Source organism: Streptomyces sp. NPDC002773, from assembly GCF_040295605.1.
Classification (GTDB): Bacteria; Actinomycetota; Actinomycetes; order Streptomycetales; family Streptomycetaceae; genus Streptomyces.
On record NZ_JBEOVO010000003.1, the window covers coordinates 327,326 to 349,122 of the forward strand.

The following is a 21,797-nucleotide window of genomic DNA, read 5'->3' on the forward strand; positions in this document are numbered from 1 at the left end:
GGGTGTCCGTGTCGGCCGATAGGGTGGGTGAATGGTCCTTACCGACGATTCCGCCGAGATCTCCGAGGCAGCGGGCGCCCTCCACCGCGTCTTCGGCTACAGCTCCTTCCGAGGGGAGCAGCAGGAGATCATCGAGCAGGTCGTCGGCGGCGGCGACGCCCTCGTGCTGATGCCGACCGGCGGCGGCAAGTCGCTGTGCTACCAGATCCCGGCCCTGGTCAGAGACGGCACAGGCGTCGTGATCTCGCCGCTCATCGCCCTGATGCAGGACCAGGTGGACGCGCTCAGGGCCCTCGGGGTGCGGGCCGGATTCCTCAATTCGACGCAGGATCCGTACGAGCGCCAGGCCGTCGAGCAGGCCTTCCTCGCCGACGAGCTCGACCTGCTCTACCTGGCCCCCGAGCGCCTCCGCACCGAGGGCACCCAGCGGCTGCTCGACCGGGGCAAGGTGTCGCTGTTCGCGATCGACGAGGCGCACTGCGTCGCCCAGTGGGGCCACGACTTCCGCCCCGACTACCTCGCGCTGTCCATGCTGCACGAGCGCTGGCCCAAGGTGCCGCGCATCGCGCTGACCGCGACGGCCACCGAGGCCACGCACAAGGAGATCGCGGCGCGGCTCGGCCTCGAGGACGCCCGGCACTTCGTCGCCGGCTTCGACCGGCCGAACATCCAGTACCGCATCGTCCCGAAGAACAGCCCGCACAAGCAGCTGCTCGAACTGATCCGGACCGAGCACGACGGGGACGCCGGAGTCGTCTACTGCCTCTCCCGCGCCTCGGTGGAGAAGACCGCGGCCCTCCTCGTGGAGCACGGCATCGACGCCGTGCCGTACCACGCCGGCATGGACGCCCGTACGCGCGCGGCGAACCAGGCCCGCTTCCTGCGCGAGGACGGGGTCGTCGTGGTGGCGACGATCGCCTTCGGCATGGGCATCGACAAGCCGGACGTGCGCTTCGTGGCCCACCTCGACCTGCCGAAGTCGGTCGAGGGCTACTACCAGGAGACCGGCCGCGCCGGACGTGACGGCGAACCGGCGACGGCATGGCTGGCGTACGGCCTCCAGGACGTGGTCCAGCAGCGCAAGCTCATCGACGGCTCCGAGGGCGACGAGCAGCACCGGCGCGCACTCGCCATGCACCTGGACGCCATGCTCGCGCTCTGCGAGACGGTCGACTGCCGCCGCGTACGGCTCCTCGCGTACTTCGGGCAGACGGGCGAGCCCTGCGGCAACTGCGACACCTGTCTGACGCCGGCCGAGTCCTGGGACGGCACCGTCGCGGCGCAGAAGCTGCTCTCCACCGTGTGGCGCCTCGCCAAGGAGCGGCGCCAGAAGTTCGGCGCCGGACAGATCATCGACATCCTCCAGGGCAAGAAGACCGCCAAGGTCATCCAGTTCGACCACGACGCCCTCTCGGTGTTCGGCGTCGGCGCCGACCTGGGTACGGCGGAGTGGCGCGGGGTCGTCCGTCAGCTGCTCGCACTGCGGCTCCTGGCGGTGGAGGGCGACTACGGGACGCTCGTGCTCACCGAGGACAGCGGCGAGGTGCTCGGCGGGAGCCGCACCGTCACGATGCGCAAGGAGAAGGCGCAGGCCGCCCCCGCCCGCAAGGAGTCCGGGGGGCGCTCCGGGAAGGGCGCCCGGGTGCCGGTCGACCTGCCGGCGGCCGCCGTGCCGGTCTTCGAGGCCCTCCGCGCCTGGCGGGCCGCGACGGCACGCGAGCAGGGCGTACCGGCGTACGTCGTCTTCCACGACGCCACACTGCGGGAGGTCGCGACGCGGTTGCCCACCACGGTCGAGGAACTCGGCACCGTCGGTGGCGTCGGCGAGGCCAAGCTCACCAAGTACGCCGAGGGCGTCCTGGCTGCCTTGGCGGAGTGCGGTGCCACCGCTGGTCCCGAGCCCGCGCCCGCCGCCGCGCCCACCGCCACGCACTCGTCAGGCGTCGCCGCTGCCGAGCCCGTACCCGCGGCTTCGGAGTCCGCGGCGCCGTACGACGAGGAGCCGCCCTACGACCTGGACGGGATGGAGGAGCCGCCGCCCTGGGACGACTGGCGGTAGCCCGCTCCCGGCTTCCCCTCCCGGAGGAGGCGAAGCCGGGAGGGAGGCCCTCCGGGTGTCCGGTCCGTCAGAAAGCGCCGTTCAGGCCCCACCAGTTGCCGTCGATCTGGGAGTCGGCCGCCAGGGCGCCCGTACCGAGGCCTCGGTAGAAGCGCAGCTCGCCCTGGTGTTCGGGCGTCAGCCGGGGGTCGTTGGCGATCGTCGCCAGATCGACCTTGCCGTCGCCGGTGAAGTCGCCGACGGAGAGGAACGTGCCCATCATGTTCCAGCCGCCGGAGCCGATCAGCTTGCGGGCCCCGAGGGTGCCCGTGGCCGTACCGGGGTACAGCCACAGCTTGCCGGTCGACGCCTCGCGGGCGATCAGGTCGACGCGACCGTCGCTGTTCATGTCGCCGGGTCCGCTCAGGGCGTTCATGGTGTTCCAGCCACCGGAGCCGATCAGCTTGCGCGCGCCGAGCCCGCCGGCGGCCGTACCGGGGTACAGCCACAGCTTGCCCGTGGACTTCTCCACGGTGAGGAGGTCGGCGCGGCCGTCGCGGGAGAGGTCGCCGACGGCGGCGATCCTGGACATGGTGTTCCAGCCGCCGGCGCCGATCAGCTTGCGGGCCCCGAGCGAGCCCGTGCCCGTGCCGGGGTACAGCCAGAGCTTGCCCGTGGACGCCTCGCGGGCGATGACGTCCTCCTTGCCGTCACGGCTGAAGTCGCCGTGCCGGACGATGGCGTTCAGGGTGTTCCAGCCGCCGGAGCCCACGAGCTTGCCGGTGAAGTCGCCGGGCAGGTACCAGAGCCGGCCCACGCGGTCGCGGACGAGGACGTCCGCCTTTCGGTCGCCGTTCAGGTCGCCGAACCCGGCCGCCTTCGGCGACGTCTCCGCGTACCACGTCGGGTAGGCGTCGCCGCCGCACTCGCGCTCCGTGGCGACGAGCTCCACCGAGCTCGTGGTCGGGTTCACGTCGATGTCGTAGCCGTGGCGGGGGTCCTGGTTCGGGTCGAGCGACCAGTGGGTGCCGAGCTCGTAGTTCGCCAGGTCGTAGAGGCAGGCGATCTTCGAGGTGCGGTTGATCTGGGACCTGAACGTGTTGTTCCACGTGCCCAGGGTCGCCAGGGACTTGTTCGTCTTGAACATCGTGCCCGTGGCGTTCTCGGTCTTCCAGGCACAGTAGTAGCCCACCGGGCAGTCGGCTGGTGCCGCCTGAGCGGGGGCCGCGCCCGCGCCGAGGACGCCGAGCGTGGTGAGACCGAGCGCCATGGCCGCCGTGGCCATGCGTCGGTGCAGAGATATGCGCATTCGTTCCCTCCGATGTGCGGCGCGGAGCTGGGACCCCCCGCTCGACGCGCCGTAACACGGAAATGTACCCCGCCGGATGACGGCGTACATGCCAGGGGCCTATGCGGTGTCGAGGCGGTCGTCGTGGGTGTAGACGTTCATGGAGGCGCCGCGGAGGAAGCCGACGAGGGTGAGTCCGGTTTCGGCCGCGAGGTCGACGGCGAGAGAGGAGGGGGCCGAGACGGCGGCGAGGACGGGGATGCCGGCCATGACGGCCTTCTGCACGAGTTCGAAGGAGGCGCGGCCGCTGACCATGAGGACGGTGCCGCGGAGGGGCAGGTGTCCCTCGCGGAGGGCGTGGCCGACGACCTTGTCGACGGCGTTGTGGCGGCCGACGTCCTCGCGGAGGCAGAGGAGTTCGCCGGTGGGCGCGAAGAGCGCGGCGGCGTGGAGGCCGCCGGTGGTGTCGAAGACGCGCTGGGCCGCCCGTAGCTTGTCGGGGAGCGCCGCGAGGGTGTCGGTGCTGATCCGCAGGGGGTCTTCGGCGACGGTCCAGGCGGCGGTGGTGCGGACCGCGTCCAGGCTGGCCTTGCCGCACAGGCCGCACGACGAGGTCGTGTAGAAGTTCCGCTCCAGTGACGCGTCGGGAGCGGCCACGCCGGGGGCGAGGCCGATGTCGACCACGTTGTAGGTGTTGCTCCCGTCGGCGGTGGCGCCGGCGCAGTAGCGGATTCCGGCCACGTCCTCCGCGGAATGCACCACGCCCTCGCTCACGAGGAATCCGACGGCGAGGTCGAAGTCGTCGCCGGGGGTCCGCATCGTCACGGTCAGGGGGCGTCCGCCGACGCGGATCTCCATCGGCTCCTCGGCGGCCAGCGTGTCCGGGCGGTAGGAGGCTTCTCCTTCCCGCACGCGCAGGACGCGCCGCCGCACGGTCACTCGCCCCATGATTCGCTCCTCCAACGGTTCGGCCGTACCCCCAAGACTCTGCCACGAGCACGGTCGACGGGGTCGGCTGGACCCCCCGACGCGTTCTGTTACGTTGCGGAGGCCCGGATCACGGAGGAGAGGGAGACCGCACGATGGCCGTCATCCACCAGACCACCCTGCAGCCCACCAAGCTGGAACTGCTCACGGAGTGGCTCCCCGCCCGCGAGTGGTACACCGGCACGGAGGCGCGCCCGGTGAAGGCCGGGGGCTTCCGGCTCGACGACCCGGCGGGCGAGGTCGGCATCGAAATCATGGTGGTGACCGACGGCGAGGGCGACGCGGCCGTCACGTACCTCGCCCCCATGACGTACCGCTCCGGGCCCGTGGCGGGCGCCGAGCACGCCCTGATCGGGACCATGGAGCACGGCGTCCTCGGCAAGCGCTGGGTCCACGACGCCACCCACGACCCGGTGTTCGTCACCCAGTTGTACGCGCTCCTCACCGGCCGGGCGCAGGCCCAGGCCCAGTCCGAGACCGGCGTCCCCGACCCCACCGTCGCCGTCTCGCCGATCCCGGCGCAGGACGCGGACGACGTGGAGGTCGTACGGGTCACGGAAGGCGCCGACCACACCGACGTGGTGGTACGGGCGCCCGGCGCGGCCGCCCCGCTGACCGTGCGGGTACGGCGGGTCCTCCGCGCCGGCACCGTCCCGGCCGCGGACGGCGCCGGCCGGGTCGTCGCAGAGTGGCTGCTCCCCGACGGGACCACTGCCCGCGGCGAGTTCGCCGTCGTCCTCACCGACGCCGGGCAGGGGTGACCGTCCGCGCGGTCCTCAGACCCAGTTGACCTCCGCCGCGGCGAGCAGGGGATCGTCCACCAGCTCCCAGAGCGGGACGGCGAAGTTCCCCGTCCGGTAGCGGCCGCCGAAGTGGAGGCCGAGGACGCGGTGGTCACCGAGGTCGAAGACCGGGGACCCGCTGTTGCCGCCGAGCGTCGAGCAGTCGTGCTTAAGCACCAGACCGCCCGGCGTGAACTCGGTCGCCACACCCGGCTGCAGCCGCTTCACGTTGTAGACGTCCATGAAGATCCGGCGCATCGACTCCGGTTCGTTGCGCCGGCCGTCCCAGGCCGGATAGCCGACCACGTACACCGGCCGGCCAGGGACGCTCGCAGGGGCGTCCGCCGCGACCGCGAGCGGGGTGGGCAGGCCGCCGTCGGCCGAGGGCTCGACCCGCAGCACGGCCATGTCGACGTCCTCGTGGATGCCGATGATCTCCGTGATCTCGTACGGGGCGGCGGCCCCCGGCGGCCCGCCGTCGACGGGCAGCTCCTCCGCCGGGTCGACCCGCGCCGACATGCCGTACTCGAAGACCCAGGGGGCACCGTCGCCCTGGAGACGGCTGAACTCCACCGCCACATGACGGTTCGTCATCACCGTGCGCGGGCCGACGAGGAAGGCCGTGCCGACCCAGTCGAGCCGCGGGTGCCCGGTGACCTCGACCCGGCCGACCCGCGCCAGGGACTCGCGGATGGAGGGCCGTTGGGCGTCGAGGACGGCCCACTCGTCGCGCTGGGGGGCGAAGTCCTGGCGCTGGACCAGGATCGCGGGACGGCCTTCCAGGAGGACGATCGCCTCCACCCCGAAGACCTCGTCCCCGTCGAGCTCGTCCTCCCGGTGCGCGGCCAGCTTCTCCAGACCGCTGACCCCGGCCTCCAGGACGCGGGCCCGCTCCTCACGGGCGAAGCGGGAGAACTCGGCCGCCGGTGCCACGTCGGCGGGCAGCTCGAACGTGGACTCGGCGATCTCCGCCTCCAGGTCCCCGCGCACCCGGGCGGCGACCTCCCGCAGGTCACCGAAGATCTGCTCGGTGGCGGTCGCGACCGGCGACACCCTCCGTGATCCGCTCGGCATGGTCCCTCACCTCGGCCTTCCGTTCGTCGCGCCCGTGGGGCCGGGCCGCCCCGACTGGGCCGCCATGATCTCCTCGTACAACTTCGGCCGGAACTCCCGGAGATGGGCGAGGACGCTGCTCATCTGGGTCCCGACGTTCACGAACCGCGTCCGCGCGCCCTGGAACTCGACCTCGTCGACCTTCCGCGTCCCCCGGTGCAGCCCCACCACCGTCCAGTCGTCGAGGCAGACCGGCGAGCCGGAGGAGCCGCCGCGGGTGTCGGTGAAGTAGAGGATGTCGTGCTCGTCCGCCCGGTAGACCAGGTTGTTGCGCAGCGCGACCCGCTTCGGCAGGCCGCCCGGGTGCTGGATGATGTTGACCGGGACGCGCTGCCGCTCCCGGACGAGCAGCGGCCGGGTGGCGACCCTGAGCATCGGGCGCTGCTCCTGGTCGGGGGAGAGCCGCACGATGGCGTAGTCGAGCGTCGCGTCCCACGCGGCGAGCTCACCGGCCGTCGCCTCCGGCGCCGCCGCCGCGTTCTCGACGAAGTCGAAGCGGGAGCGGGACATCAGCGCCTGGAGCCGTAGGTCCTCGTCGCTCACGAACGGACGGACACCCGGCTCGTGCGAACGGGCCATCACCACATGGTGGTTGGTGATCAGCAGGCCGGGGGCGATCATCCAGCCCGTACCGCCGTGCGGATACGAGGGGAGGAGCGGGGCGCCCGACTCGTACGGGGGGATCCGCAGGAGTGCGACGCAGGCCCCGGCCCGGATGCCGCCGTGCAGGAACTCGTACGGCACGGTGTCGTCCTGGAGGACGATCTCCTCCTTCATCTCCCCGGGCATCATGTCCGCCGGCAGCTCCGCCTCGCCGGTGATCGCGCGGGCCACGGTGTCGAGGGCGCCCTGGAGGACGGCGCGCGGGCCCGGTTCATGGGTGTTCTCGATCGCGTTGTGCAGCCAGATCTCCAGCGGGACGAGGCCGTCGATCAGCCGCTCGACCTGGTTCATCGCGTTCAGGTCGGCGTGGACCTGCTCCCGGGGGTCGTCCAGCGGTTCGAGCGTGGCCGTGAAGTAGCGGGGGATGCCCTTGTGCAGGGCGGCGCGCAGGGCCCGGTCCGCGAGCCCCGCTTCCATGGCGGCGTTCCGGAGGCGGACGAGTTCCCGCTGCGGCAGGAACGGCTCCGAGCGGAGCGCGGCTCCGGCGGCGTTCGGGGGAGGCCGGGTCCACAGGCCCGCGCCGTCGTGGCCCGGGCGGGTGGATGCCCAGGGGCCCGGCTCCCCGCCGGTCGACGAGAGGCCGCGCGAGGACGCGCCGCGGCCGGCGGCGGCCCGCCGTGCCGCGCCCCGCGGCAGCGGACCCGAGTCCATCGCCGCGGCGACCCCGAGCAGCAGGTCCCCGCTGCCGTCCCGGAGCGTCAGCACCTGCCGGGCGACACTGTCCAGAGTGCCGCGGCGCCGGGCCTCCGCCAGGTCCCGCTCGATCCGGGCGAGGTCCAGCGGGGCGTCCGTCCCCGGAGCGGCCGTCCCGGGGACGGGATAGGCCTCCTCGGCGGCCGTCGGGTGGCCCGGCCCGGCCGCCGGCGGATACGCGTCCCCGGCGGGTGACGGGTACCGGTCCCCGGCGGTCGACGGGTAACGCTCCCCGGCGGTCGACGCCCCGCCCGCCGCCTCCTCCAGGATGCGGGTCAGCGGCTCGCGGAGGCCGGGCTCGTCGGTGAGGGTGGTGTCGATCCAGTGGGCGAGTTCGGTCACCACCGTGTCCTCGTCCGCCGGTAGCCCCACCAACCTCAGGGTGTGCTCCAGGAGTTGGGGGTCCGATCGGCAGGCGGCGGCCGCCGCCGTACGGGCCAGGGAGGGCTGCCGCGCCAGGTCGGCGTCCGGCATCCCGCGCAGCGTCCGGGCCAGCCGCTCCCGCGCCGGAGCGGCGTCGACGTCCGCGAGCGCCGCGAGCCGTGAGCGGGCGACCAGCACGCCCAGGGACTCGTACCGCAGCCCGAGCCCCGCCGCGATCTCCTCCGCCTCCTGGAGGTTCCGGTCCGCGGCCGCGAGATCGCCCGTGTCCTGCGCCAGCCGCGCGGACAGCTGGAGCAGTTCGAGCTGGGTCTCCGCGCAGCCCGCCTCCGCCGCCCCGTCCACGGCCCGCTCGGCGCCCGCGCGCGCCTCCGCCGTCCGCCCGGAGCGGGCGAGGGTCTCCGCGAGCAGTGCGTGCAGCCGGCTGCACGGTGTCCACGGGCGCCGCTCCGCGAGGCGCTGCGAGGCGGCCTCCACGTACCCCTGGGTGAGGAGGTCCTCGACCTCGCGCGCGGCGATCCGCTCCCAGTCCTCCTGGTCGGCCTCGATCATGATCTGGTCGGGTACGTGGCCGCCGATCCTGCCGAGCAGGAACGCGGCCGAGCGGGGAGCCATCTCCCGGTGCGTCTCCCCGCCGAGGTAGGCGGCGACGTCGGGTTCCCAACGCTCCTCGACGGTACGGGGGTTCTCGCCGAGCCGGAGCCGGTGGTAGATCTCCTCGGCGCGGTTCCCCGCCCCCTCGCGGACCGCGTAGTACGCGACGGCGCCGCGGTCCACGGCCCGCATCAGGTCGGTCCGCGCGCTGTCCGAGAGGCGCAGCATGATGGCCCGCAGATCGGCCCGGTGCCTGATGGCGTCCGGCCCCGCCGACTCCATCAGGTCGACCCGCGAGGTGAGCAGACCGTACAGCCGGCGGGCCTCCCCGGCCGTCGTGACGGTCAGCCCCGCCGGACCGGCGAGCACCTCCCGGACCAGGTCGGGGGTGATGAAGCGGAGGGCGAGACCCGCCTGGACGAGGGCCCTGAGGTCGTCCTCCGCGATGTGCTTGAGGATGCGGTCGTACAGCGTGCCCTGGATCAGCATCTGGTCGACCTGGCGGTCGAAGTACCGCCGCCGGGACGGCAGTCCGCGCAGGAGACCACCGAGCGCGGGGGAGCCGGTGCCGAGGGCGACGGCGGTGCGGGCCGCCAGCTTGAGGCTCAGCGGATGGCCGCCGATCCGGTCCGCGAGGTCCTCCGCGAGGGTCTCGTCGAGGACCCCGGACGACATCAGGAGGTCCACCGACGCCTGGTGGTCGAGTTCGGTCAGTTCCATCGAGCGCGGGGTGAGCACCCGGGCCGGGTGGTCGATCGGAGCGCGCCCGGAGACGATGAACCGCAGGCGCGAGTAGGCGGCCCTGAGCGCCGTCCAGATCGCCCACATCCGGGTGATGACGGGGGAGCCGCGGTACATGGCCTCCTCGAAGGAGTCGATCACGACGACGAACGGCGGCGGGTGCCCACCGGGCTCCGGGCGCACCGCCTCGGCGACCAGGGACGCGAGCCGGTGGGCGAGTTCCTGCTCGCGGGCGCTGGCACGGGTGTGGAAGTCGGACGAGTAGTCGCGGGCGAGCGTGGCCCGGGTGCCGGCGAGACCGCGGAGTTCGTCCAGTTCGGTGCGCTCGCCGCGCTGGGCCGCCGCCGTCCGTTCGCACTCGTCCGCGAGCGCCTCGAAGGAGGTGCGGAGGCCGGGGTGGTGGACGCCGATCTGCCGGGCCGTCTCCGCGATCACGGTGGCGGGTTCGTGGACGGAGAGCGTGGGACGCGCGAAGTCGATGTAGGCGAAGGGGAAGCCGGTGGGGGACGCGGCCAAGGCGTCGACGAGGAACTTGGCCAGCAACGTGCTCTTGCCGATGCCGCCGAGTCCGTGGAGGAGCACCGGGGGTTCCGCGGGCTCCTCCGGCAGCGCGAGGTAGGCGTTGAGGGAGTCGAGTTCGGCGGTGCGGCCGTGGAAGGTCCCCCGGATCAGCCGGCGCAACGGCTGGAGCAACCGGGCCTCCTCAAGGCGGTGTTGGATCGACTCGACGGAGGGCAGGCCGGTCACGCCCGGCACACGGCTCAGCCAGAGCACGGCCTGAAGGGTGTCGGACAGCACCTCGACGTCGTCGTCCCCCTTCGCCGCCGGCGGCGGCGGTGGTGGCGGACCGACGGGAGCACCGACAGGAGTGCCGACCGGAGCGGCGCCGGCGGGCGCGCCGGCGAGCAGCGTCAGGGCGGTGCGTTCCGGGCCGGGTCCCTCGGGGCGCAGCCCGATGTTGGTCCGCAGGACGTCGAGCGCGGCACCGGGTCCGGCGAGCCCCGCGAGCGTCGCGTCGCGGATCTCGGGCTTGAGCGTCCAGACCGCGGCCCCGGGTGACGGCAGGGCCGTGCAGTCGTCGACGAGCTCAAGGACGGCCCGCCCGGTGGAATGTTCCTCGCCGGGCAGGCGGAGCAGGGCGGGGTCGAACTCCTGGAGCAGGCAGGCCGCCTCACGGTAGGGGCGGCGGGGGTCGGGCAGGGCGGCGGCGGGAGCGGAGAGGGTCGCGCGCAGGGCGTCGCACAGCAGCCTGACCGCCTCCCCGGGCGGGGGCGACGGCGGGAGCGTCCGGTAGATCCGAACGACATCCTCCACTGCCGTGCACAACCGGCGCATGTAACTGTCCTCGCCTGACGGTGAATTGACGGTGCGGAAGGTTTCCGCGACGGCCGTCTCCGTCAGCTCGTGGACGCACTGCTCCTGCCCCGGTGTGACCGCGTCGGTGAAGAACTCCCGGAAGAAGTGCCGTACATCGTGCTCGTTCGCGAGCCGGGTGGTGTCCCGGCACTCGTTCTTGCGTATCTCGTACGGAAGCTGACGCATCGTCGTGGCGTAGCCGAGCAGCACGAGGCGGGGAACGGTCTCCGTCCGTACCGGGGTGTGCTCGTAGATCGCCCGCGCCAGGACCCCGATGGCGTCCCACACGTCCGTGTGCGGGTCGAGCCGATCGCAGTCGTCGAGGACCAGCCAGAAGCGGTCCTGGGCGGCGGTCGCACGGGCGACGATCCGGTGGGCGGCGTCCTCGAAGGAGGGCAGTGGATCGTTCAACCGTGTGGGATTCAACGGAAAGCCGTCGGCCTCCGGCCCCGCGAGGAAGGCCGACAGCCGCTCCATCAGACGCGCCGCCGTCGACGTGCGGGACAGGGTCACCCGTACCGGACGGAAGCCGCAGTGCTGCCCGAGGTGGCGGATCAGCTCGTACGTGTAGGAACGGCCACTGTCCGGGGGACCGTCGACGAGCAGGACCGTCTGCTCGGGGTCGGCGAGGAAGCCCCGCAGCTTCTCGCGCAGCTCGGACCGGTCGAGGAACACCGCGGTGCCGTGCTTCAGGAGCAGACTGTCGAACGGGTCCCGCGGGGAGCGCCCGAGCCGCTCGTCCTCCCGCAGCCGGGTGAGCAGGCTCCGGGCCTCCGCCCCCTGCTCGAAGGCGTGCGGCGCGTCGATGGCGGCCAGTGCGTCGAGACCGGCCAGGACGGAGAGCAGCCGGCGCTGGTGGGCGATGTCCCGGCGGGCGGCCGCGACCACCAGCAGGGCGTTCCGGTCGGCGTCCGGCGTGAGCGGCAGATCCTCGACGAAGTCGGCCGGGAGGCCCGCGCGCAGCAACCTGTCGCGCGGCTCGGGGGTGTCGAGGAGATGGTCCCGCACCCAGCTGACGACGAGCCCCCACTCGGTCTCGGTGAGCGGCATACCGCACCTGTCCGGCGCTCTCGGCGCAGCGCCGGAAAGCTCCGGCGCCGGGACGTGACAGATCGGACGTGACGACCGATCCCTCCCATCGTTCCACCGGCCCGGAGGCGTCGCAATCGCGGCCGTCGGGAACGGGCGAGGAGCGTCACGCGGTCGTCGGGAACGGTCGAGGAGCGTCAGGGGTGGAGGACCATGTCCTCGTACGACTCTAGGCGCCGCCAGCGTTCCTCCGGCGCCCGCGTCGGCGGCATCACGTCCACGTCCGGCAACGGCCCGAACTCCAGCTCGGCGATCTCCGCGACGTCCGATACGGGGACCTGGTACGTACGGAACGGGCCGAGCGGCGGCGGCGCCCCCGCCGTCGCCCCGGCGAGCGCCCGCTCGGCGTCCCGGCTCAGGTCGGGGCTCTGGTCGAGGACGTACGCGGCGGCGGCGAGCGCCCCGTCCTGGAGGAAGGCGGCCACCTTCCAGAAACGCATCGGCACCTGGATCCCCCGGTACGGCGGATCGGAGTCCTGGAGCACGGGGCCCGTGAGGACGGTCAGCTTCCGGTCGAAGTCGGCGGCGTGGTCGAGGAGGTGGTTCTCCAGGCCCTGCCAGAGCTGCTTTCCCTGGTTGAAGACGTCCGCCTGGGGCGCGGCGTTGGTGAAGTAGAAGGTGTCCGTGTTGGCGCGCAACGCCGTGGCCGCGGGCCCCCAGACCGGGTCGAGCCGGCGCACCAGATGGCCGCGGTCGAGGCTGTTGTTCCGGTAGACCTCGTCGCCCGCCTGCTGCTCCTCGGGCAGCCGGGGGTCGAACAGCCAGACGTCGTCCCGGGGTACGTCCTCCTGGAGCTCGCGCCCCTCGACGCACACCGCCGTCGAGGCTGCCAGTCGGCGGTCGGGCCGGAAGACCACGGTGAAGTGGGTGTACGGCAGGATCACCGTCTCGACCGCCTCCCGCGCCGGGAGCGGCAGCGGGACGACCGGGCCGAGGAAGCTCTCGTCGTAGCCGGCACGGTCGGCGAGCAGATCACGGGGGACGCCGCCCGAGCCCGGAGGGGGCGGGAGATCGGAAGGGTTCATACGATGTAAGTACCGCGTGGAGAGGGTCGCGCTCGGCGCCGGACCACAGGCCACTCGATCAGACGCCCCTGCCGGTCTCCCCTCCGCTTCCCGCCAGGAGGCAACCCATGGCCACCGGACTCGCCCTGCACATCGGACTCAACAGCGTCGACCCCGCCCGCTACGAAGGCTGGGACGGCACCCTGGTCGCCTGCGAGAACGACGCCCGCGACATGGCGCGACTCGCCGGCACCGCCGGATTCGAGAGCACCGTCCTGCTCACCCCGGACGGCACCGTCGACAATGTCACCGCCGCTCTCGGCGACGCCGCCGCACGGCTCGGCTCCGGCGACATCCTGCTCCTCACCTACTCGGGCCACGGCGGGCAGGTGGATGCCACCGGCTCCGACGACGAACCGGACGCGCTCGACGAGACCCTGGTCCTCTACGACCGCCAGTTCCTCGACGACGAGGTCCAGCAGGCCTTCCGCGCCTTCGCCGACGACGTACGGATCTTCGCCCTCTTCGACTGCTGCCACAGCGGCAGCAGCATCGAGGTCCCCGGCGGCGGCGCGGCGGCCGAGGGCACGCCCCGCCATCTGCCCGAGCCGCAGCAGAGGCAGCTGGCCGACCGGGACCGCGGCTTCTTCGAGGAGCTCCGGCGTACGCTCGCGAAGGACCCGCCGACCGACGGGGCGGGCCCCGACGCGCTCCTCGTGTCGGCCTGCCAGGACAACCAGGTCGCCTTGGACGGCGACGTCAACGGAGCCTTCACCACGGCCCTGCTCCGGGTGTGGGACGACGGCGCCTTCCGGGGCGGCTACCGGGACTTCCACCGGGCGATCCAGCGCCGACTGCCGCCGACCCAGAGTCCGAACCTCTACCTGACGGGCACGCCGACGACGGACTTCCTCAGCCAGCGCCCGTTCACGATCTGAGGGCAAAAAGAAGGACAAGGAGAGACGAGCGCTCCTTGCCACTCTCAAGGTATAGCGCACAGGGGGCCTTGCCGCAAGGCCCCCGTCGTGCTGCAGAATCTCCGCTCGTGGCCAGTGACTCTGGCAATTTTCTGAAACGGGGAACCTTGATGATGGACGTGATCGTGGTCGGCGGCGGACCGACCGGTCTCATGCTGGCGGCCGAACTGCGGCTGCACGACGTGCACGTGGTCGTGCTGGAGAAGCGGGACGAGCCGAGCGGGGAGTCCCGGGGGCAGGGCCTGCACGCGCGCAGCGTGGAGATGATGGACCAGCGCGGCGTGCTCGACAGGTTCCTCGAGGTCAGCCCCAAGTTCCAGGTGGGCGGCCTGTTCGGCGGCATCATGAAGCCGTGGCCGACGAGCCTGGACACGGCGCACCCGTTCGGTGTCGCCGCTCCGCAGCCGGTCACCGAGCGGCTGCTCGACGAGCGCGCCCGCGAACTGGGCACCGAGATCCGGCGCGGCTGCGAAGTCGTCGGGCTGAGCCAGGACGAGGACGGGGCGACCGTCGAACTCGCGGACGGGACGCGGCTGCGCTCGCGCTACGTCGTCGGGTGCGACGGCGGCCGCAGTGCCGTACGCAAGCTGATCGGCGTGGACTTCCCCGGCGAGCCCGCCACCGTGGAGACGCTCCTCGGCGACATGGAGGCGACCGCCGATCCGGAGACGATCGCGGCCACCGTCAAGGAAGTCCAGAAGACCCAGCTGCGGTTCGGCGTCATCCCCGGTGAGAACGGGGTGTTCCGGATCGTCGTGCCCGCCGACGGAGTGGCGGAGGACCGGGCGACCGGCCCGACCCTCGACGAGTTCAGGACCCGGCTGCGGGCCGTCGCCGGGACCGACTTCGGGGTGCACTCGCCGCGCTGGCTCTCCCGGTTCGGCGACGCCACCCGTCAGGCCGAGCGCTACCGGGTCGACCGGGTGTTCCTCGCCGGCGACGCGGCGCACATCCACCCGCCGACCGGCGGGCAGGGCCTGAACCTCGGCATCCAGGACGCGTTCAACCTCGGCTGGAAGCTCGCCGCCGCGGTGGACGGCTGGGCGCCGGAGGGGCTGCTCGACACCTACCAGGCCGAACGGCACCCGGCGGGCGCGCGCGTGGTGGAGAACACCCGCGCGCAGATGACGCTGCTCGGCACCGACCCGGGTGCGACGGCGCTGCGGGAGCTGTTCTCGAAGCTGATGGACTTCGAGGAGGTCAACCGGTACGTGACGGCGATGATCACCGCGGTCGACGTCCGCTACGACGTGGGCGAGGGCCACGAACTGCTCGGCCTGCGGATGCGGGACGTCGAGCTGAAGCAGGGGCGGCTCTACGAGCTGATGCGCGGCGGCCGCGGACTGCTCCTCGACCAGACGGGCAGCCTCTCGGTGGAGGGCTGGGCGGACCGGGTCGACCATGTCGTCGACGTCAGCGAGGAACTGGACGTTCCTGCGGTGCTGGTGCGGCCCGACGGACACGTGGTGTGGGTCGGTGAGGACCAGGAGGGGCTGCGCGCCCGTCTGGCCGAGTGGTTCGGCGCGGCCAAGGGCTGAGCACTGCCACGGGGTTCCGGTACGGGGATTGCCGTACCGGAACGCCGTTCACCGGCGCAGTGCCGTCGCCAGTTGGGCTCGTGAGCGGACGTCGAGCTTCTGGTAGATCCGGGTGAGGCGCGCCTCGACCGTCTTCACGCTCAGGTACAGCTTCGCCGCAGCCTCCTGGTTGCTGGCGCCCTGGCCCACGAGGCGGGCGAGGCGCAGCTCCGCCTCCGTCAGCGCCGAGAGCGCGGCCGGAGCCTCCTCACCCGCGGAACCGCCCCCGGGGGTCTCGCCCGCGGGACCCGCCGGGGTCTCGCTCGCCAGGACCAGCCAGGGAGCCGCCCCGGCCCGTTCGAACACCGAGGCCGCCGCGTGCAGCGCGCTCTGCGCCGCCGACCGGCGGCGTCTGCGGCGCTCCACCCGGGCGAGCGCGATCAGGGCCCGGCCCCGCTCGAGCGGCAGTCCGGCCTGCCCGAAGGACTCGGCCGTGCGGGTGAGCAGGTCGGCCGCCTCATCGGTCCGGCCCTCCGCCGCGAGCCACAGGGCGTACGCCCGGTCGCAGCCGAGCAGGACCGTGGAGCGTCCGAGGCGGGACGCCACCGGCCGTACCTCGTCGAGGACCGCGAGCGCCTCGTCGCCCGCGTCCTGGGCGAGCAGTGCCTCGGCGAGCTCCTCGTGCCAGCGCAGCATCGAGGGGTCCATGGTTGACTGCGCGCGTTCGTCGGCCTGGACGCGTCGCAGTGTCTCCAGGGCCGCGGCGACGTCCCCGTTGATCAGCTGGACGCGACCGAGCGCGTACCGGCTGCGGGAGAGGAAGACCCGGTCGCCCTCCTCCTCCGAGGCCTGGATGCTGCGCCGGGCGTAGCTCGCCGCCCGCGCGAAGCTGCCGCCTGCCGTCTCCGCCAGCGCGAGGGTGTACCAGGCGGGGCCCGGGGAGAGACCCGCCTCAAGCGTCAGCGCGAGGGCCTGCCCGGCGTGGGCCAGGGCCGCCGGGCACGCGCCCCTGCGGGACTCGATCGCGGCGAGCGTGGAGAACAGCTCGATGGCGTCCTCCACCGAGCCGCGCCGCTGTACGAGGGGAAGGAGCGCGTTCAGCTCGTCGCGGGCGTCCGTGAGCCGGTCGTCGAAGAGGGCGTGACGGATCGTCAGGATCTGTGCGGCGTTGCGGATCCCGAGCGGACGCTCGGCCAGCTCCAGTGCGCGAGCCTGCGCGAGCACCGCTTCCGCGTCCGGTGATCCGAGGGCCCGTTCCATCCGCGCCTGTACGGTCAGGGCCTGCGCCGCCGTACGCGGGTCGCCCATGGAGGCGGCGAGCGCGGCCGATTCGACGGCCGCCGCGCGGGAGCGCTGCGGATCGCCGTCCGCGAGTACGTACTTGACGGCGAGGCGGAGCTGGACGGCGGCCCGCAGGGCGGTGTCGCCCTCGGAGTCCTCCATGGCGTGGACGTACATCTCGTCGAGCCCCGTCAGTCCCTGGCCCGCCGTGTCGAGTACGGCGAGCCGCGCCCTGACCCGGTCGGAGGGAGCCGCGTCCCGGGCGAGCAGATCGGTGGCGGCCCGCATCGCCAGGTCGGCGCGGGCGGCACGGGCCGCCTCCTCGGCGGCGTCGACGAGCCGCGCGATCCGCCGCCTGCCGTGCCGACCGGGCGTCGACTCGGCGGCGAGCAGGGCGAGTTCGGCGGCGAGGGCGCTGTTGCCGCGCCGCCGCGCCACGTCGGCGGCGGCCGCGACCTCGGCGGCGAGGTCCTCGTCCGGGCTGTCGGTGGCGAGCGCCCGGTGGCGTACCGCTTCGACGGGGTCGTCCACGACCTCGGCGAGCGCCGCGTGTCCGGCGCTGCGCTCGGCCCAGCAGGCGTCGTGCACCAGGGTGGACGGCAGCAGCCCGGCGGTGAAGGTCACCGAGCCGTCCTCGGCGAGCGAGACGAGCCCCGCCCGCTCGGCCGCCGCGAGGTCCGCCTCGGCGTTGGCCCGCCCGGCCCGCCGTACCAGCGTCGACGAGGGGCGCAGCGCCAGGGCGGCGAGCAGCAGCGTCTCGCGTACGGCGAGGGGCGCGGCGCCCAGGAGCTGGCGGGCGAGGTCGCGGGCCCGCCCGGAGAGCGTCAGCGCCTCCGCGTGGTGCACGGGTGTCCGCGCGTCGGCCAGCGAGCGGCCCACGGCGAGGGCGAGCCGGGGGTTGCCGCCGCTGGCGCGGTGGATGCGGCCGGCCATCCGGGAGGGGAGCCGGTGGTGGATGAGGAGTGCGGCGATCTCGTCCGCCTGGAGCGGGGGCACCAGCAGCACGTCCGCCTCCGACGGCACCCAGAGGTGGGTGGCGTGCGGGTCCTCGGGGCGGTGGGGCTCCTTGGCCTCGCCGTACGGTTCCGGCGTCTCGACGGCGACGACCCGCAGCGCGGGCGGCGCCAGGTGGAGGGCGAACCGCAGCAGGTCCGCGCTGTCCGCGTCGATGTGCTGCACGCCGTCGACGACGAGGAGGACGGGGCCACGGCCGGCCAGCGTGCGCAGGATCTGGGCGATGCCGAGCCGGAGCGCGATCGGGTCCCAGCCGCCCGCGTCGAGCGGTGCCTCGCGGCAGAGCATGGCGACGGCGGTGCGCTGGGGGCCGGGAAGTTCGTCGAACACCCCGCAGGCCTCGGGTCGGCCGGGGCCGAGGTCCGGCCAGGCCACCGTGGCCGACACCGAGGCCACGAGCGCGGCGGCCGACGCGCCGGGTATCTCACGGTCGGACGGCAGGGTCGCCAGCCACAGCACGGTCTCGCCGCGCGCCTCCGCGCGGGTCGCCTCGGCGAGCGCGAGTTCGGTCTTGCCGACCCCGGCGGGCCCGGTGAGCAGGGCGCGGCCGCGGGTGTGCAGGGCGCGTTCCAGCCGACCGAGGAGGTCCTCGCGGCCCACCGGCGCCGGGGGAGCCCCCGCGCCCGCAGGGCGCAGGGCGACATACGGAGCTGTCGTCACTGTCCCACCACCTCCGCCGCTCGGGCCCCCTGCCCAAGAGCCCCGTGGGCAGAGAATACGGAGCCATCCGGCGGAGTCCAGGCCCCTTGTCCGGCATACGGACAGCGCACCCCGGCGGAGCGGTGCGCCCGAACGCCAGGACGCGCCCGTGGTGTAGACCACGAGCGCGCCGCTGACCAGCAGTGATGCTGTTGTGGGGGGTGGTTCTGTGGTGGAGCGGTGGTGCCTTAGAAGGTGAGGCTCCACGAGTTGATGTAGCCGGTGTCACCCGAGGCCACATCGCGGACCTGGAGCTTCCAGGTGCCGTTGGCGACCTCGCTCGACGCGTCGACCGTGTACGTGGTCAGGACGTTGTCGGCACTGTCCGAGGAGGAGGACGCCTTGAGGTTGCGCACCGTGCCGTCGGGGGCGATCAGGTCGATGACCAGGTCCCCGCGCCAGGTGTGCTTGATGTCCACGCCGACCTTGAGGGCGGCGGGGGCGTTGCCGGTGCGGCCGGTGACGGCGATCGAGGACGACACGGTGGTGTTGTCGGAGATCGTGACGTCGGTCGCGTTGGTGAAGACGTTCCCGGTCGGCGGCGTGGTGGTGCCGGTGACGGCGTCGACGGTCTTCGCCGTGTCCGCGATGCCGCTGCCGCAGCCGCCGGTGCAGGTGCCGGGCAGCGGGCGGGCGTTGGTCTTGATCGCGGACTCGATCTCGGCCGGGGTGAGGGTGCTCTTGGCCGACTTCAGCAGGGCGGCGAGGCCGGCGATGTGCGGCGCCGCCATCGAGGTGCCCTGGTAGGGCTTGTAGTTCTCGGCCGACTGGGTCGTCGAGCCCGAGTTCAGCGTGGAGTAGATGCCGTTCTCGGGGGTGGTGACGGTACCCGGGGTGTCGGTGCCGCGGCGGGTCTCGCCGCCGGGGGCCGCCACGTCCACGATGGTGCCGAAGTTGGAGTAGAACGACCGGTTGCCCTCACGGCTGGTCGACGCCACGGTGATGACGTTCGAGCAGTTCGCGGGGGTGAAGCCGGAGGTGTTGGCGTTGCTGTTGCCCGCGGCGACGACGACGGTGGTACCGCGCTGGACGGCGCCGTTGATCGCGGTCTGGTAGACGCTCGGGCAGGTGGAGCTGGCGCCGCCCAGGCTCAGGTTGATGACCTTCGCCGGGTTCGCGTTGGCCGGGACGCCCGGCACGGTGCCGCCGGAGGCCCAGGTGATGGCGTCGGCGATGTCGGCGGACGAGCCGCCGCACTTGCCGAGCACCCGCACGGGCTGGATCTTCGCGTTGTACGCGATGCCCGCGATGCCCTTGGTGTTGTTCGTGACGGCGCCGATGGTGCCGGCCACGTGGGTGCCGTGCCAGGAGGAGTTGGAGGCCTTGGAACCGGTGCCGCACTCGTTGTCGGTGGCGTTCCAGTCGCCCTCGTCCTTCGCGTCCGCGTCGCGGCCGTTGCCGTCGCGGGCGTCGGCGGAGGCCGAGATGAAGTCGTAGCCGGAGACGATGTTGGTCGCCAGGTCGGAGTGGGCGGCGTAGCCGGTGTCGATGACGGCGACGGTGACGCCGGAGCCGGTCGTCTTGTCCCAGGCCGCAGGAACGTTCATGCCGCCGGTGGGCTCGAAGAGGTCCCACTGCTTGGCGTAGTCGGTGTCGTTCGGCGTGGCCGCCATCGCGTAGGCGCGGATGTCGGGCTCGACGGAGGCGACGGCGGGGTCGGCGCGGAACGCGTCCATGACCTCCGTCAGGTCCTGCTTGGTGGCGCTGTCGCCCAGGTCGACCAGGGCACCACCGCCGGCGAGGCGACGCTCGAAGGAGAGCTGCTCGCCCGTCTTCGCGGCCTTCTCGGCCGTGTCGCTCTTCGCGGCGGTGTTGGAGCCGGCCTCGGCGGCCTGGCTCTTGTAGGTGACGATGACCTTCTCGACCGGGGCGCTGGGGAGCGCCCGCATCGTCTGCGAAGCCGGCGCGGGCTTCGGGGTGGCAGCGCCCGGGGCGGCGGCGAACGCCCCGGAGGTGGTGGCAGCGGCGCCGAGGATGGCGGCGCTCGCGACCACGGATATGACTCTCCGCCTGGAACCGTTCAAGGTGTGGCCCTTTCAAGTACGACGTAACTGCGGAGCAGTGGCGGCGGCGCGGGACACACGGGGCGAAGTGGGGTCGCTGTCCGTCGGTCCCTGGGCTTGGGGAAGCCCGTGCGCCGCCACCGGCGCGACGGCCCGGGTCAAGGCCGTCACCGGCGGACACCACCCTCCTCATGCACCTGTCAGGGTGCGATCGGGGGATGATATCTGCCGGTGCGGAGGACAGTAGGGAACGGGAGGGTGAACCCGATACGGGGAAAACCCTTGTCACCCCTCGGGGGGCGGCGGGGGGTCGGCGAGGGGGAGGGGCGACGGGGGGCGGGACGGGGCCGACCGGCCCCTCGGAGCGAGGGGTGGCGGGGTCGGCCCGGCCGGGCCGGATGGCTCAGCCGGGTTCGAGCGGCGTGAGCGGTGTGACCCTCAGCCGGTTCGAGCGCCGTGTGCGGTGTGACCCTCAGCCGGGTCGAGCGCCGTGTGCGGTGTGACCCTCAGCCGAGTCCGAGCGGCGTGAGCGGGGTGATCCTCAGCCGAGTCCGAGCGTCGTGTGCTCAGCCGAGTTCGAGCGTCGTGACACCGTAGACGCGCTCGCGCACCACCGGTCGCACCGGGCCCGTGTACATCCTGGCCGTCTCGAACGTCGGCTCGAGACCCCGCTCCTCGGCGAGCCGCGCCGCCGCCGGGTTCGACTCCGGCATGTCGACCGCGATCCGGGCCGAGCCGAAGTCCCGCGCCTCGGCGGCCAGCCCGTCGAGCAGAGCGGCCGCGTCGGCCGGGCTGTCCGCGAACAGCGGCCCCACCCGTGCCTCGTCCCGCGCGGGCCGGACCACCCCGTACCCGGTCACACGACCGTCGACGACCCGGACCAGCGCGCGGTGGCCGGGCGTGGTCAGCCAGGCCGCGAGGAACCGCGGCCGGTCGGCGTGGTGGCAGGCGCTGTCGTACGCGGCGAGGGTGACCGGATCGACCCGCCAGGCGGCCATCACACCGGGCACCGGACCGTCGGGGGCCGGGACCTCGCCCACGTACCGCGCCGTGCGGTACGCCGTGGAGAAGCCGGAGCGCCGGTAGTTGTCCTGCTGCGCCGGCACCCCGTCCAGCCCGACGGACCGGTCGCCCGCGTGGGCGAGCGCGGCCTGCCAGGTGGCCAGACCGTGACCGAGGCCGCGGAGCCCGGGACGTACGAGGTAGAAGCCGAGGAACGCGTAGGCGTCGTCGTAGGTGACGACGGAAATGGCGGATACCGGCTCCCCGTCGATCCGCCCGAGGAAGAAACCGTGCGGGTCCTGCGCGAAGAACGCCCGGGCGTCGGAGAGACCGGGGTTCCACCCCTCCTCGGCGGCCCAGGAACGCACGAGCTCCCAGTCCCGCGCCGTGGCGGGCGACACGGACAGCGAGCCGGAGGGGCCGAAGCCGGAGGAGCCGGAGGAGACGGAGACCATGGGGATTCCTTCGACGGCCGGGAGCGGGCGGGGAGGCAGTCCGGTTGCGCGGTACGTATGGGTCGCACGGCTCGCACGGGCCGCACGGGCAACATGGGCCGTACGACTCGCATGGACCGC

Annotated in this window: 12 protein-coding genes; 4 read left to right on the plus strand and 8 right to left on the minus strand. The window is 73.1% G+C overall.

Annotated elements, in window-relative coordinates; translation table 11 throughout:
• The first annotated feature begins 31 nt into the window (after positions 1-31).
• Entirely contained in the window at positions 32-2,059 is a 2,028-nt protein-coding gene (gene recQ / locus ABT034_RS06720) for a DNA helicase RecQ (protein WP_351211947.1), read from the plus strand.
• Between the two features lie 67 nt (positions 2,060-2,126).
• Here recQ and ABT034_RS06725 read toward each other — a convergent pair whose 3' ends face one another.
• Both ABT034_RS06725 and fdhD read right to left on the minus strand, forming a co-directional pair.
• The gene (locus ABT034_RS06725; protein WP_351211949.1) at positions 2,127-3,347 is read right to left on the minus strand and encodes an FG-GAP-like repeat-containing protein; all 1,221 of its coding nucleotides are present in this window, start codon (positions 3,345-3,347) and stop codon (positions 2,127-2,129) included.
• Positions 3,348-3,446: 99 nt separating this feature from the next.
• A complete protein-coding gene (gene fdhD, locus ABT034_RS06730; protein ID WP_351211951.1) occupies positions 3,447-4,274 on the minus strand; it encodes a formate dehydrogenase accessory sulfurtransferase FdhD in 828 nt (275 codons plus the stop codon).
• A 134-nt stretch (positions 4,275-4,408) separates the two neighbouring features.
• Between fdhD and ABT034_RS06735 the strand changes: the two genes are divergently transcribed.
• Positions 4,409-5,074, plus strand: coding sequence for a maltokinase N-terminal cap-like domain-containing protein (locus tag ABT034_RS06735; protein WP_351211953.1), 666 nt, complete (start codon positions 4,409-4,411; stop codon positions 5,072-5,074).
• 15 nt (positions 5,075-5,089) lie between these two features.
• Here the strand turns inward: ABT034_RS06735 and ABT034_RS06740 are convergent, their stop codons facing one another.
• The 3 genes from ABT034_RS06740 to ABT034_RS06750 all read right to left on the minus strand — a co-directional run bounded on the left by ABT034_RS06740 (position 5,090) and on the right by ABT034_RS06750 (position 12,750).
• Positions 5,090-6,169: a trypsin-like serine peptidase gene (locus tag ABT034_RS06740; RefSeq protein WP_351211955.1), complete on the minus strand. Its 1,080-nt coding sequence runs from the start codon at positions 6,167-6,169 to the stop codon at positions 5,090-5,092.
• Between the two features lie 6 nt (positions 6,170-6,175).
• Entirely contained in the window at positions 6,176-11,686 is a 5,511-nt protein-coding gene (locus ABT034_RS06745; protein WP_351211957.1) for a trypsin-like peptidase domain-containing protein, read from the minus strand.
• A 176-nt stretch (positions 11,687-11,862) separates the two neighbouring features.
• Positions 11,863-12,750: a DNA/RNA non-specific endonuclease gene (locus tag ABT034_RS06750; RefSeq protein ID WP_351211959.1), complete on the minus strand. Its 888-nt coding sequence runs from the start codon at positions 12,748-12,750 to the stop codon at positions 11,863-11,865.
• A 107-nt stretch (positions 12,751-12,857) separates the two neighbouring features.
• On the opposite strand from ABT034_RS06750, the gene ABT034_RS06755 reads away from it, so the two are divergent.
• Entirely contained in the window at positions 12,858-13,667 is an 810-nt protein-coding gene (locus ABT034_RS06755; protein WP_351211961.1) for a caspase family protein, read from the plus strand.
• Between the two features lie 149 nt (positions 13,668-13,816).
• Positions 13,817-15,244 (plus strand): rifampin monooxygenase, encoded by a 1,428-nt coding sequence (gene rox / locus ABT034_RS06760; protein WP_351211963.1) that lies wholly within the window; start codon positions 13,817-13,819, stop codon positions 15,242-15,244.
• A gap of 48 nt (positions 15,245-15,292) precedes the next feature.
• Here rox and ABT034_RS06765 read toward each other — a convergent pair whose 3' ends face one another.
• The 3 genes from ABT034_RS06765 to ABT034_RS06775 form a co-directional block, all read right to left on the minus strand.
• Positions 15,293-18,178, minus strand: a complete 2,886-nt coding sequence (locus ABT034_RS06765) for a helix-turn-helix transcriptional regulator (protein ID WP_351211965.1) — start codon at positions 18,176-18,178, stop codon at positions 15,293-15,295.
• Positions 18,179-18,405: 227 nt separating this feature from the next.
• Positions 18,406-20,211, minus strand: a complete 1,806-nt coding sequence (locus ABT034_RS06770) for a S8 family serine peptidase (protein ID WP_502972812.1) — start codon at positions 20,209-20,211, stop codon at positions 18,406-18,408.
• Positions 20,212-20,786: 575 nt separating this feature from the next.
• On the minus strand, positions 20,787-21,677 hold the full coding sequence (locus ABT034_RS06775) for a GNAT family N-acetyltransferase (RefSeq protein ID WP_351211967.1): 891 nt from the start codon (positions 21,675-21,677) through the stop codon (positions 20,787-20,789).
• Positions 21,678-21,797 lie beyond the last annotated feature (120 nt).